The 13,107-nt window shown below is 69.3% G+C and carries 12 protein-coding genes and 2 pseudogenes; 8 read left to right on the top strand and 6 right to left on the bottom strand.

Annotated features, from left to right (window positions below):
• Window positions 1-244: 244 nt before the first annotated feature.
• Window positions 245-457 carry a hypothetical protein gene (locus IH80_RS0114475; protein ID WP_030960662.1) on the bottom strand — a complete coding sequence of 71 codons (213 nt, stop codon included), beginning with the start codon at window positions 455-457 and terminating at the stop codon, window positions 245-247.
• Window positions 454-717: a hypothetical protein gene (locus IH80_RS0114470; protein ID WP_030960660.1), complete on the bottom strand. Its 264-nt coding sequence runs from the start codon at window positions 715-717 to the stop codon at window positions 454-456. Before IH80_RS0114470 ends, IH80_RS0114475 begins: the two co-directional genes overlap by 4 nt.
• Before the next feature lie 228 nt (window positions 718-945).
• On the opposite strand from IH80_RS0114470, the gene IH80_RS39285 reads away from it, so the two are divergent.
• From IH80_RS39285 to IH80_RS43765, 3 genes are all read left to right on the top strand, one after another.
• Complete coding sequence (locus IH80_RS39285) at window positions 946-2,226, top strand: tetratricopeptide repeat protein (protein WP_051809294.1); 1,281 nt, start codon at window positions 946-948, stop codon at window positions 2,224-2,226.
• Window positions 2,227-2,234: 8 nt separating this feature from the next.
• Window positions 2,235-2,774: a GNAT family N-acetyltransferase gene (locus tag IH80_RS0114460; RefSeq protein ID WP_030960657.1), complete on the top strand. Its 540-nt coding sequence runs from the start codon at window positions 2,235-2,237 to the stop codon at window positions 2,772-2,774.
• Window positions 2,775-2,818: 44 nt separating this feature from the next.
• Window positions 2,819-3,618, top strand: a protein-coding gene (locus IH80_RS43765; RefSeq protein WP_420708779.1) for an IS5 family transposase whose coding sequence is annotated in 2 segments (ribosomal slippage) — window positions 2,819-3,152 and window positions 3,152-3,618 — 801 coding nt in all. Because the reading frame shifts where the segments join, the coding sequence is not laid out codon by codon here.
• Here IH80_RS43765 and IH80_RS0114455 read toward each other — a convergent pair.
• A complete protein-coding gene (locus tag IH80_RS0114455) occupies window positions 3,590-3,925 on the bottom strand; it encodes an ankyrin repeat domain-containing protein (RefSeq protein ID WP_030960656.1) in 336 nt (111 codons plus the stop codon). The genes IH80_RS43765 and IH80_RS0114455 overlap by 29 nt on opposite strands.
• A 208-nt stretch (window positions 3,926-4,133) precedes the next feature.
• On the opposite strand from IH80_RS0114455, the gene IH80_RS0114450 reads away from it, so the two are divergent.
• From IH80_RS0114450 to IH80_RS45990, 3 genes and pseudogenes are all read left to right on the top strand, one after another.
• Complete coding sequence (locus IH80_RS0114450) at window positions 4,134-4,763, top strand: hypothetical protein (protein WP_030960655.1); 630 nt, start codon at window positions 4,134-4,136, stop codon at window positions 4,761-4,763.
• Window positions 4,764-5,000: 237 nt separating this feature from the next.
• Window positions 5,001-6,205: pseudogene (locus tag IH80_RS39280) on the top strand (IS110 family transposase).
• A 143-nt stretch (window positions 6,206-6,348) separates the two neighbouring features.
• Window positions 6,349-6,984: pseudogene (locus tag IH80_RS45990) on the top strand (phosphatase PAP2 family protein); the annotation flags it as partial.
• A gap of 42 nt (window positions 6,985-7,026) precedes the next feature.
• On the opposite strand, the gene IH80_RS45985 reads toward IH80_RS45990, so the two are convergent.
• Together IH80_RS45985 and IH80_RS0114430 are read right to left on the bottom strand one after the other, a co-directional pair.
• Entirely contained in the window at window positions 7,027-7,722 is a 696-nt protein-coding gene (locus IH80_RS45985) for a response regulator transcription factor (RefSeq protein ID WP_030960651.1), read from the bottom strand.
• On the bottom strand, window positions 7,719-9,218 hold the full coding sequence (locus IH80_RS0114430; RefSeq protein WP_030960650.1) for a sensor histidine kinase: 1,500 nt from the start codon (window positions 9,216-9,218) through the stop codon (window positions 7,719-7,721). Before IH80_RS0114430 ends, IH80_RS45985 begins: the two co-directional genes overlap by 4 nt.
• Window positions 9,219-10,658: 1,440 nt before the next feature.
• Here IH80_RS0114430 and IH80_RS44730 point away from each other — a divergent pair.
• The gene (locus IH80_RS44730) at window positions 10,659-10,802 is read left to right on the top strand and encodes a hypothetical protein (RefSeq protein ID WP_158943457.1); all 144 of its coding nucleotides are present in this window, start codon (window positions 10,659-10,661) and stop codon (window positions 10,800-10,802) included.
• A gap of 87 nt (window positions 10,803-10,889) precedes the next feature.
• Window positions 10,890-12,116: a S8 family serine peptidase gene (locus IH80_RS0114420; RefSeq protein WP_158943455.1), complete on the top strand. Its 1,227-nt coding sequence runs from the start codon at window positions 10,890-10,892 to the stop codon at window positions 12,114-12,116.
• A 75-nt stretch (window positions 12,117-12,191) separates the two neighbouring features.
• Here the strand turns inward: IH80_RS0114420 and IH80_RS42260 are convergent.
• A protein-coding gene (locus IH80_RS42260; RefSeq protein WP_199819259.1) for an IS5 family transposase occupies window positions 12,192-12,991 on the bottom strand; the annotation gives its coding sequence in 2 pieces (ribosomal slippage) (window positions 12,192-12,652 and window positions 12,652-12,991; 801 coding nt in all).
• Between the last annotated feature and the right edge of the window lie 116 nt (window positions 12,992-13,107).

Below are 13,107 nucleotides of genomic sequence, written 5' to 3'. Positions count from 1 at the left end.
GCGGGGGCGGGGTGGAGATCGGCGCAGACCCTCCGCCGTGGCTCCCTCCACCACCACCTCCACTGCCACTGCTTCCACCGCTCCCGCTCCCGCTGTTCCCGCTGTTGTTGGCCATGGCGGTACTCCTCTCGGTCGTGCGTACCGGCCGGGCCGGGTGGTCGGCCGGGGTCGTACGCCCCACGGTCGGGGGTGCCGAAGCGTCGGGGGAAGGGCGCGTCGGCAGCAGCCCTGCCGCGGGGCCGTCTCAGGGGTTGGCGATCCGCTCGGCACGGCGGCGGATCACGGTGAGGGTGTCCGGGGCGTCGGTCTCCCACTGGTGGAAGGTGCCGCCGTAGATGGGCCGCAGCACCCACACCGGCATGGGGCCCGGGCCCTTCTCGCGGACGTCTGTGACGATGGCTCCGTGTCCGGCGGCGTCTTTGACCTGGTCGCCGACCCACGCCCGGGGCCCACTCACTGGGCGCCCGCGGCCACGTCCGGGGCGAGCAGGCGCAGGGGTTTCAGCTCGCGGGGGTCGGCCGTCCACTCCCGCCCCGAGCCGTCCATGGGGCGCATGTGCGCGGTCCGGCCGACCGGCTTGCCGGTGACCTTAGAGGTGCGGATGAACACGGTTCCGACGGTGCCGGTGCGCTCCGTTCCGGGGTGGATGACCTCCCGCCCCAACAGGTGGTGGTCGTCGTCCTCCCGGACCCACACGTTCGTGTCGTTCCTGATCACGTCCGTGCCTCCTGCCTGTCGGCGTAGGGGTGGGAGTGCGTCCCGTTGCTAGGCCAGGACGCACCCCCTGGGGGATGTGCTGTGGGTAGTCAACCGGTGACAGGCAAGGCGGGGCGTGGGCTGTGCCGGACTTTCAGGCGGACTTTTCTGCCCCGAGGCGCTGAAAGTCCGGGCCGGGTGGCCCTACGGTGCGAGGAGAGGTCACACCACGGAACGCGAGGGGGCACCATGTCCGAACCGGCGGAGGAGCCAAGGGCGTTCGCGGACCTGGTCGATGGGTTCGGGTGGCGCAGCCCGAAGCAGTTCATCCGCGTGTACGCGGCCGTCGCGGCCCGCATCGGTGAACGCGAGGACGTCACCGACCGGCAGATCCGCCGGTGGCGAGCGCCATCACCGCCGTGCCCGCAGCCGGGCCGTCAACGGGTCTTAGAAGCGATGCTTGGCGTGCCCCTGGAACAGGCCGGGTTCCGGGTTCCGGAGCACCGCCGCAACGCTGTCACGGCCTCCGTGGCGGTACTGGACCCGATCCCCGAACTCCGTGAGAGGCCCGAGATGCAGGATCGCCGCACCATCCTGGCCGCCGCGGGCGGCATCGCCCTCGGCGCAACCGGGATCACAGCGGCGCCCGCCACCGCCTACGACGCCCCCCGCATCGGCACTGACACCGTGACCGACCTGCGCCGTGGCCTCGCCTCCCTGTACGGCCTCGACGACCGGTTTGGCGGCGCCACGGTCGGCCCGCTCGCCGCCGCCCACCTCTCCCGCGTGCGACGCCTGATCGACACCGGGTCCTACCCCGAGACGATCGGCCGTCAGCTCCGGCTCATCTCCGGTGAGACAGCCGAACACGTCGGCTGGCTCGCCTTTGACGCAGGCGATCACGCGCGCGCCCGCTCGTTTTGGACGCAGGCCAGCGAGACGGCGGCCGAACTGCGTGACGACTCCCTCGGCGTCCTGGTCCTCGCGTCCATGGCGCTGCTGGAGCTGCGGGAGAAACAGCCCCGGCACGCGCTAGACCACGCCCGGCGGGCGGCGGAGCTCGCCGCGCCGTGGGCGCCGCCGTCGCTGTTGTCCATCCTGGCCACCCGGGAGGCGCGGGCGCTGGCCATGCTGGGCGACTCGGCGTCGGCCCGCTCCACGCTGGCGAACGCGGCCCGCCTGTACGAGAAGGACCGCGGGTCACGGCCGGCACCGGACTGGACGCTGTTCCACGGTCCCGCCGAACTCGCCTCGGCACAGGCCGAGCTGTTCACGGCAGCCGGGCATCACCGGGCCGCCGTGTCGTGGCTGCGCCGTTCCCTGGAACGACAGGAGACCACCTACGCCCGCAACGAGGCCTTGCAGCGGGCCAGCCTCGCCGGAGCGCTCGCCCGGTCCGGGGAGGCAGAGGAGGCGGCGCGCCACCTCGAGCAGGGCGAGGCCCTGCTCACCGAAGTGTCCTCGGGACGGGCGCGGGAATCGCTGGCCGTGGCCCGCCACGAGCTGGATCGTGTCCGCCCCACCCGATGAGGAGTCCCGTGGAATACACCACCGTCACCGACACCGTCTCGGCTGGACGCGAGCTGGACGACCTCGCCCCCGTCTATGAAGCCGTGTTCGCCGAGCCCCCGTACAACGAGGGACCGCGTGACGTCGCCGAGTTCCTGGAGCGCTACCAACGCGAGCACAAGACCCCCGGCTTCCGCCTGGTCCTGGCCCGCGACGGCGACGAGCTCGCCGGCTTCGCCTACGGCCTCCCCCTTGCGTCCACCACCGGATGGTGGTCCGGATTCCTGGACACCGACCTGCCGGAGGAGTTCACCCGCGAGGACGGGCACCGCACCTTCGTCGTGATGGAACTCGCCGTGCTCGCCGACCGTCGCGGCCGCGGTATCGGCCGGGCCCTGCACGCCGCCCTGCTGGACGGGGTCACCACCGAGCGGGTCACCCTCGCCGTCCGCCCTGAGGCGCCGGCCGCCGCATGGTACGAGCGCCTCGGATACCGGCTCGTCGGCCTTACCCAGCCTTGGGATGGGGCACCCGTGTACCGATCCATGATCAAGCCGCTGCGGCCCTAAGACGGTGTCTTGATTGGCGGCCGTTCGTTCCAGGTGGCATGGGGATAGTCGAACGGCTGGTGCCGGATTCGCTGTGGGAGCTGTTTCAAGCAGCGATGCCAGAGCCTCCTGTACGTCCGCAGGGTGGTGGGCGGCGTCGGGCTGATGACCGGGCCGTACTGGCTGCGATCTTGTTCGTGGCTACCTCCGGCTGCGCCTGGCGGCAGCTCCCTCCGGTCTTCGGTGCCTCCTGGCAGACCGTGCATCGTCGCTTCACCGACTGGACGACCGCACGAGTCTGGGCCAAGCTCCACCGCGTGATCCTGGACGAGCTCGGCGCTAACGGCGACCTCGACTGGTCCAGGTGCGCGATCGACTCGGTCAGTGTTCGTGCCCTCAAAGGGGGACTTTGACGGGACCGAATCCGACCAATCGCGGCAAGAAGGGATCGAAAATCCACCTGCTGACCGATCGCAACGGACTGCCCATGTCACTCGGGATCTCCGGTGCGAACACCCACGACAGTCAGGGCCTTGAGCCTCTGGTACGCGGAATACCGCCCATCCGCTCACGCCGCGGACCACGCCGTCGAAGGCCTGGAAAACTGCATGGCGACAAGGGCTACGACTATGACCACCTGCGCAAATGGCTGCGCGCCCGCAGCAACATCACGCCCCGCATCGCCCGCCGAGGCGTTGAGTCCTCCGAGCGCCTCGGCCGGCACCGCTGGGTCGTAGAGCGGACCATGGCGTGGCTGAACGGGTTCCGGCGCTTGCACCGCCGGTACGAACAGCGCGCCGAACATTTCCTCGGCTTCGCCGCAATCGCCTGCGCCCTCATCTGTTTCCGGCGCCTCGCCTCCTGATGTGGGCTCGCAGCAAGTTCAACGCCAAGTGGTGGCCGTACTGACTCGCCTGCTCCAGAGGCGTACGGCCGCCGGGAGCTGCCAGCTCGGGGTCAGCGCCAAAAGCCAGCAGTACCGCTGTGGTGTGAACCGTCAGAGGCTCGCCCGTCTGCCAGGATCCATCGCCCTCGGTATCGATCGCGTGCGTCAGCAACGTCATGTTGCTGAAGACCTCATCGGGATCGGCCCCTTCGCCCAGCAGCCGAGCCAAGGTCTCAGCATCCTCTTGCTCCACTGCCTGATGGGCAGGGGTCCAGTAGTCACTCATCTATCTACAGCGCCCTTCACCAATCGAGACGCCTTCTAAAGCCACACCCAGGCCCCTGGGTCTCCCGATCATACGAAGGACCGGAATCAACCCGCCAACAAGGTAAGGAGCGCTTCAGTTAGCCGGTCGAGTGCCAGGCTCGTGCGAACCTGGCACGATTCACGTCATCGCCTTGGGGCGGTCAACGTCCACGAGGCGAGAAGGAACTTTGATCTCTGACTACCAGCGGCGTCTGCGAGAGCAGTTTCTGTCCGTCCCTGTCGTTGCGCCGCCTGTCCCGTGGCACCCGGTCCCGAACGGGCTCATCCCTATCGGTGGCCTGCTCGGCATCGGCTTCGCTCTCGCTCCCGACGATGGCCGCGACCTAGTCATGGTTGTCTCCGTCGACGGCCACGGGCTCTTCGACACCGTCACCGGCGAGAAGATCGCCCGGGACCGTGACCCTGACCCCGACGGCAGCACCCCGGACGCAGTGCCAGATCTCTCCTGCCCAGGGCTCGGCCCCATCGCCTCGGCCCGAGTACGCATCGCGGGACTCTTCGGAGGCGGTCTGCACACCACCACCGAGGACGGCTGGACCCTGGAGGTCGTCAGCCCCGAGTGGCCGCACGACCGCGTCCTGCTGTCCACAGACGGCGGCATCCCCCACAACGGACCGCACGGCGAAAGCTGGTGGCACATCTTCGACTCCAACTACTCCGAACTGCGAGCCGCCGGCTTCTCGCCGTCCGGACGCACCCTCGCCGTCGCCACCAGCAGCGACCTAACCCTCTGGACCCGCCAGGCGCCTGACACCGAACGCTCGGCCGGCCAACTCGGCCGCTCACCGGCCAACTGAAGCGCTCCTTACCTTGTTGGCGGGTTGATTCCGGTCCTTCGTACGATCGGGAGACCCAGGGGCCTGGGTGTGGCTAGGAGCGCTCATGCCGTGGTTGTGGTTTTGACTGATTGGCCGCCCAGCGCCCCGCGACGACACGGCCACTCATTGGGATGAGCGAACAGAGATCGCTTCGTAAGGACACGTCGGCGTGGTCGTCTGCAGGGACCAGTCAACCGATCGACGAGGGAGGCTCGGGTGCCCGAGCTCTGGGCGGGGACGGATGCCGGCAAGGCCGCGCACCACTGCACGGTGATCGACACGGACGGAACGAAGGTGCTCTCGCGCCGGGTGCCCAACAACGAGCCCGAACTCCTGGAGCTGATAGGCGACGTCCTCGCACTGGCCGAGGACAGCCCGGTGACCTGGGCCATCGACCTGAACGCCGGCGGCGGCGCTCTGCTGATCGCTCTCCTGACCGGCCATGGTCAGCGGCTCCTCTACATTCCTGGCCGAACCGTCCACCACGCTTCCCGTGGCTACCGCGGAGACGGCAAGACGGACGCGAAGGACGCCTACGTCATAGCCGATCAGGCGCGGATGCGCCGGGACCTGCAGCCTCTGCAGGAGTGGAACGAGATCGCGGTGGACTTGAAGATCCTCACTGCCCGCCGCTATGACCTCGCCGCCGATCGCACTCGCGCCATCAACCGGATGCGGGCACAGCTGCTGGAGTATTTCCCCGCCCTGGAACGGGCCTTCGACTACGCCGCCTCCAAAGGGGCACTCATCCTGCTGACCGGCTACCAGACCCCGGCCGGCCTGCGCCGGATTGGCTCGAGCCGACTCGCGACCTGGTTGAAGAACCGCAAAGTCCGAGGCGCCCAGGCCATCGCCGAGGCGGCAGTCGCCGCGGCGCAGGCCCAGCACACCGCGTGGCCGGGGAGAGCACCGCCGCGGCCGTGGTCAACACCCTGGCCAGGGCGGTGTTGGCTCTGGACGATGAGATCGCTGACATCGACGCGCAGATCGCGGCCCGCTTCCGGGACCATCGCGACGCGGAAGTGATCCTCAGCATGCCCGGCACGGGTCCGTTGCTGGGGGCGGAGTTCATCGCCTGCACCGGCGGGGACATGGACGCCTTCGGCAGCGCGGGCCGACTCGCCGGCGTCGCCGGCCTCGCACCGGTCCCACGGGACTCCGGTCGCATCAGCGGCAACATGCGCCGCCCACACCGCTACCACCGCCGACTCCTGCGCGTCTTCTACCTCTCCGCCCAGATCGCCGCCCGCTTCTGCCCCACCTCGAAGACCTTCTACGACCGCAAGAGAACCGAGGGCAAGAGCCACAAACAGGCGATCCTCGCCCTCGCCCGCCGTCGCCTCGATGTCCTGTGGGCCCTCATCCGCGACCAACGCCAGTACACAGCCCAGCCACCGCCTCTGGAAGCCGCTGCCGCATGACGATTACGGCTTCGGACTGCCTCTGGATCTCCGAGGCTGATCCCGTCTCTTCAGCCTGTACCGGTCAACCCTGACGATCGTCGGGGTACCGGGCTGCCATTCGGCCAGGGCCCCCGGCCTGCGGTGTTCCTACCGTCGGCGGCATGGAATCGATCAAGCGGTACGGGTGGGATCGGCGGCTGCCGGTGGCGGTCGCGTCGGCCGGGGCGGGGGCAGCGGCTGTGGTTTGGCTGGCACCCGACGACACACTGGGCACGAACGAACCGGTGCACGTCACGGCGGGTCTCTCAGCGAGGGCCTACCGGGCGCTGACTGGGAGCGTGGCGGACGGGCCATCGTGGGCTGAGACCGTCCTGGAAGCGGCGAGTGAGGGCACTTTGCTGTTCCTGGGCCTGCTGTTGGCCTGGGTCGGTTGGAGTGTCCTACGCCGCAGGGATGCGGCGGGGCTGGCCGGGGTGGCCGTGGCCGCCGCCGGGACTGTCGTCGCCTACGGGGTCAGCGAGGCGGTCAAACTCCTCGTCGATGAGGAACGTCCGTGCCGGGCCCTGCCGGGGGTGGCGGCCCTCGCGCCGTGTCCCGAGCCGGGCGACTGGGCGTTCCCCAGCAACCACGCCACCCTGGCCGTCGCGCTGGCCGTCGGCGTGGTCTTGATACGGCCTCGGCTCGCGGCCCTGGCCTTGCCGGTGGCCGGGGCGGCAGCCCTGTTGCGGGTGCTGGTCGGGGTGCACTATCCGCACGACGTCCTGGCGGGCGCGGCGCTCGGCGCGACGGCCGTGGTGGCCGTGCGGCTCCTCGTACTACCGATTGCCCTGCGGGTGGTGTCAGCTGTCCTCGTACGGCAGCCGGTCGGACGACACCGGGACCACGCCGGCCTCGTGCGCGACCACGGCCGCCGCGGCCCGGTTGTCGACTCCGAGGCGCGCGAGGATCGAGCTGACGTGGGCCTTCACCGTCCCCTCCGCCAGGCGCAGGCGGCGCGCGATCTGCCCGTTGGAGAACCCGCTGCCGAGGAAGGCGAGCACCTCCCGCTCCCGCGTGGTCAGGGCCTCGACGCGGGCGCGGGCCGCGGAACGGCGGTTGGCCTGGGCTCCCGCACCGCCAGCGGCGAGATGCGCGACGACCCGGGCCGCGACCTTCGGTGACAGGTAGGCGGCGCCGTCGGCAACCGCCCGGATACCGGCGATCAGTTCCTCCGGCTCGCCGGACTTGATCAGGAAGCCGGCGGCACCTTCGCTCAGGGCGCGCAGGATGTACTCGTCCTCGCCAAAGGTCGTCAGCATCACAACCCCCGTTTCGGGGACGGTCCTTCGTATCTCGGCGGCGGCTTCTATACCGCCGGTCCCCGGCATCCGGATGTCGAGGACGGCCACCTGCGGGCGGTGGCGCTGGACTAGCTCCACCGCCTGGTGGCCATCGGCTGCCTCGGCGACGACGGTGATGCCGGGGTCGGTGGCAAGGACTGCGCGGACGCCTGCGCGGATCATGGGCTCGTCGTCGGCGATCAGGATCCGGATCATCGGACAGCCTTCCCGGTGTAGTTGTCGGTGGAGACCAGGCGTCCGGCCCGGAAGCAGAGACGGTAGATGTCCCCCGAGCGGTCGTCGAACGGGTCGCCGGTCTGTACGTAGAACTCGCAGGCCGCATCTTGTGGTGCGGGCGTGGGTGCTGCCGGGCGGCGGGTCGTCTGGCGCTCGGGCAGGTACGGCGCCACGTCCGCGCGTGGCTGGCCGACGTGCAGGAGGGCGTAGTCCTGGGGGGCGAGGACCGACTGCCGTGCCGTCACGGTGTCCCACGCCCGTACCCCGCCGATGAGCAACGCGGAGGTGCACAGCGGCACCAGGACGGCCGCGGCGGCGGTACGGCCCAGCCGGCGTCGGGCACTGCGGTGCTCAGGAGGCAGTACGTCACCTGGATCGCCGGGCTTGGCGCGGCGTGGCGGGGGCACGGCCCCGGGACGGTGCGGGAGCCTGGCCCTGACGGCGAAGCCGCCGCCCTCGGGGCCCGATGTGAAGGTGCCACCGGCCAGTCGGACGCGTTCATCCAGGCCGATGAGCCCGAAGCGGTGGCCCTCGCCGGGTGCCGGGGCCCGGGACCCTGGTGCGGGACGGGCGGCGCGGTCATGGTGGGCCGCAGACACGGTGGGCACCGGCTCGTTCGCCACACTGACCTCGGTCCGTCCTTCCGCGTGCCGGACGACGACGGTCGCCCGGTGCCCGGGCGCGTGCTTGGCAACGTTCGTCAGCGCCTCCTGGACGACGCGCAGCACGGCCCGCTCGACGACCAGCAGCGCCTCACCGGCCGCCGCTTCGCCTTCTACACGCAGCCGGACGTCAAGTCCCGCCGCGGCCGCCCGGTCCACCAGGCCCTCGAGTTCGGTCAGCCCGGCGCCGGGCTCGGACCCCGGAGCCAGATCCGACGGCTCGCGCAGGACACCGATCACCTCGCCGAGCCGGTCGACGGCGGCTCCCGCCCTGGCGCGGATGACCCGGGCGGTGGCCCGGTGGTCCTCAGACAGACCAGGGGCCAGCTTCAGTGCCCCCGCGGACAGGGCGACGAGGCTCAGGTCGTGGCCGAGGAGGTCATGCATGTCCTGCGCGATCCGGGTCCGCTCGCGCAACCGGGCCTGTTCGGCGACCAGATGCTGCTCCCGCTCCAGCCGCGCGGCCCGCTCCCATCCGGCCCGGACCAGTTCGCGGTACTGGCGCAGGAACCGGCCCGCGAACCACGGCAGCATCGCCGCCACGAGCAGCAACCCCACGAACTGGCTTGCCCAGCCCAACCATGCCGGCACCAGGAGCACAGCCACCACAGCGGCCGCGAGCACTCCGACCAAGGCTGCCCCCGTGCTCCGGTTCCGCCCCGGCTGCCAGCCCGCGAGGAAGGCGCAGGCCGCCGCCGGTATGCCCCACCACAGGGTGGCGACACCAGTGCCAACGGCCGCCACCGCCCCGATGAAGAGGCCTGCGGACAGTACCGGTGCTGGCACCCGGGCCTTGATGATCACTGTTCTCACGAACGCGACCCTACGGAACTCCGCCGCCCCGCGGCACTGCCGAAAGTCCACTACCGCGAGCCCGGGGTCTACTGGTCCTTGCCGACCAGGCCGGATCAAGGACTTCTTGACAACCGTGATTGGGAATCAGGCACATCGACAACCACCCACAACACCGTCGGTGACAACAAGCCTGCCTATGTGACAACTACCGCGCTTCGGCTCACAAATACGGTTTATAGCAGCTTCGGAATTCGGCCGTGTCAGAACCGGAATTCTATGGACACAACGTGTGTGAAATCCGCGCGCAGGCTATAACTGGCCGCTGTCGTCGACCAGGGCGACGTCGTGCGTGCGTTCCGCCCAGTCGATGCCGCAGTAGATCAAGATCGCTCCCCTCCCAGGGGTCGGATGTTTGTGCTGGTCGCGAGCTCAAGCGGGACCACGCAGCGACCTAATCCCAGGACTCGACGCGGGGCCGGTCCGCCACCTCAGTAGCTGTTCGTGGCACCAGCTCACGCCGCGGGCCTCGGTCTATGCGGGAGCTCGGAGCGGCTCGGGCGTAACGAGAGGTCACCGTGGCGCGGGCTCGCACCACAAACACAAACGAGTGATCAAGGGACTGGTATTGACGCTCGAAGGCGCCATACGCTGCCGATCTCTGCAGAGGCTCCGAGACCAAGGTTCTTCTCAGGCATCCGACGGCGGCGGCAGCGGCCCCTATCCGTCGTGGTGCGCTGCGGAGACACCGGACACCGCGCGATCTACGACGAGGCATTCAAGCCAGGCGTGCCATAGGCGTCCGTCCGGTGCCCGCGCAACGCACCAAGACAGCAGCGGTGGCAGCCGGGGAGACGCCGAACGTCACCGATCTTCGGCGAGGCTTGACAGGTGTGATCGTCCGTCGTCCACTCGACCGCCACCACCAAGAGCGCCGGAGTCGTCCACCGATCTACGGGAAGGCCTCGCAAGCCCGGGTGGAGCCAGATGTGACGGCCCTGGTGCTCGAACAGCCCGCCCGGTTCTCCTCCGGCCGGACCGCTCTTAACCACGGATTAGGCGTGCCACTCGGTCGACGACGGCATGCTCGAACCGCTACCCCCGTCGAAGCAGACCGGCCCCGGCTCACAGTCGTCAGCCAGCAGCACCCCCACCGCCCCTGGTGCGCAGCCCCCATCGCATTGAGCACCCTGTCCACCACGATCAACCCCTCCCAGCGAGCTGGATCGGACCGGCCCAGCGGCCACTCCAGGCGGCCGCGCCCGGGGTGCCGGCGTATCGGGATCTACCGAAACCGGTACGGGCCTGATGCAGGGTTCGCCCTGCACCGTGTCACTGGCTCAGGCAGTTTCGGGGGCGCCTCTGAGTTGTTGATCAACGCACGACAGTAGCTGACGCGTATTCGGGAACTTGAGTACACGTACTCATGTGGTAGCGGCCCGCTGGCCACAGGATGTGATCATGAACCAGCGTGCTTGGAAACCGGCGGACCATCGCCGCGGCGTGGAGCGTGCGGCCATGGCCATCCTGGCAGTGGCCGGCGCGTTCCTCGCTGCGGGTGGAATCGCCTACGCCTCCGTGATCATGGTCTACGCCTTCGCCTGAGGCAGTACAGACAAACCCTCGCCGGGGAGTTCGACGTGCGGCCTGCGGATCCTGGCTGGTGCGGAAGTGGCGGGACAGTGTGATGAGGTGGGGCCGCGCAAGATCACAGCGCATGGAGACAAAGGGGCGGAAGTGCAGGGCAAGATACGTCGACTCGGGTCGTGGCGGAGGGCGGCGGCCATGATCGTCGCAGTCGGGACGGTCTGGGCAGGCACGGTGATGCCCGCGAGCGCCGATACCGACCTGCCGGAGTACCTCACGAAGATGCGGGCTCCGGAAATGTGGAAGGTTGCGGACGGCACCGGCATCACGGTGGCCGTCATCGACAGCGGCGTTAAGGATCTTCCGGAGCTGGAGGGAAGGGTCCTTCCCGGCGTCTCGTTCATGGAGCCGCCGGTCAGCCGCCCGGAGGAGAAGTACCCGGTTCATGACGATTTCGAGGGGCACGGGACCAGCATGATCGCGGCGATCGTCGGCGACGGCTCGGGGGGCGGCCCGCACGGTCTCGCTCCCGGTGCCAAGGTGATGCCCATCCGCACCAGTATCGGCTCGCCCATGGCTTTCGGCGCGATCGGTGAAGCCGGCAAGGGAGTTCGGTACGCGGCCGACAACGGCGCCAAGATCATCAACCTGTCCATCGGCGGGTGGTGGTCGCTGGACAGGATCGGACCGGCTATCGAGTACGCCCAGAGCAAGGGCGTACTGGTCTTCGTCGGCATGGGAAATGACGGCAGCAAGATGAGCAACCCCATCGCCGCCCTGCCGGGCGCCTTCGGCGTGGGAGCCGTCGACATCAACGGCGAGCCCCTGGAGTCGTCCTCCAACGGATCGGCAACGGACTTCGCCGCCTTCGGTGGCAAAGTCCCGATCCGCTGCAAGAAGAACACCGCCTGGTGCATGCAGGACGGAGGGACCTCATACGCAACCAGTCTGGCCTCCGCCTCCGCCGCGCTCGTCTGGTCGGCACACCCCGACTGGACCGCGAACCAGGTGGCCCGTGTCCTGCTCCAGACCGCTGGCGGTCCCGTCGACGGCGCCAAGCGCAATGACTGGGTCGGCTACGGCATCGCCCGCCCCAGCAAGGTCCTCATCGACCGCCAGGGAGACCCTGGGGCACCCGACACCGACCCCCTGGCCAGCCCCACTCCGCAGCCCTCCACCCCAAGCGCCGACCCGGCAGCTGCGGTGCCACCCCAAGCGGAATCCACGGCCGCCGAATCCGACCGCTCCTGGAAGTGGCCGGCGCTCGGCGCCGCCGTCGCCGTGATACTCGGCCTCGGCATCACGGGGATTCTCAAGCGCCGTCGCCGCTGACCTCCGGGCCCGCCGGCCCCAGATGGCGATGTACGCACTGCTCGATGAGCAAGAACCGCGAACTTAGAGGTCATCTCATTTGGCGAGTCTTCGGTAGCAGATGAGGGTGCAGGCGATGCTGGTGAAGGCAAGGAAGTGTTCGGCTTTCCGTTCGTAGCGGCGGTGGAGGCGGCGGCAGCCGGCGAGCCAGGCCATGGTGCGTTCGATGGCCCAGCGATGGCGGCCCAGTCGCTGCGAGGACTTGATGCCTCTACGTGCTATGCGGTGCTTGATGCCGCGTCCGCGTAACCATCTCCGCAGGTGGGCGTAGTCGTAGCCCTTGTCCGCGTGGAGCTTGCCGGGTTTGCGTCGTCGGCGTCCGCGGCGTGAGCGGATGGGCGGTATGCCGCGGACGAGGGGTTCAAGGGCCTGACTGTCGTGCAGGTTCGCCCCCGAGATCCCGACGGACAGGGGCAGACCGGACCGCTCCGTGATCAAGTGGATCTTCGACCCGAACTTGCCCCTGTCGACAGGATTCGGACCTGTCAGGTCCCCCTTTTCAGGGCCCGCGTGTTCACCGAGTCGATCGCGCAGCGCGACCAGTCCAGCTCGCCGCGGGCGCCGAGCTCGTCGAGGACCAGGCGGTGCAGCTTGGCCCACACTCGCGCCTTGCTCCACTCGGAGAACCGCCGGTGGGCTGTCGCTCTCGACGGCCCGAACGACGCTGTGGGAAGTTGCTGCCAGGTGCAACCCGGGGTGGCAACGAAGACGATCGCGGCCAGTACCTCCCGGTCGCCATGCCGACGCCGGCCACCGCCCTGAGGCCGCGAAGGCGCCTCCGGCACCACCCGCTGGAAGAGCACCCACAACTCATCCGGCACCAGCCGCTCAACAATCCCCACCACAACCGAAGCCTACCCAACCACCCAAATGAGATGGCCTCTAAGCACTACTTCTCTCGCACTGGTCGTGGAAGCACACGAGGAGAAGTAGGCAGTAGATGGACCCCGGG

The sequence above is a fragment of the Streptomyces sp. NRRL S-378 genome (assembly GCF_000720645.1).
Lineage (GTDB): Bacteria > Actinomycetota > Actinomycetes > Streptomycetales > Streptomycetaceae > Streptomyces.
The sequence above is the reverse complement of the archived record's forward strand: the minus strand, read 5'-3'. Positions and strand labels throughout refer to the sequence as shown.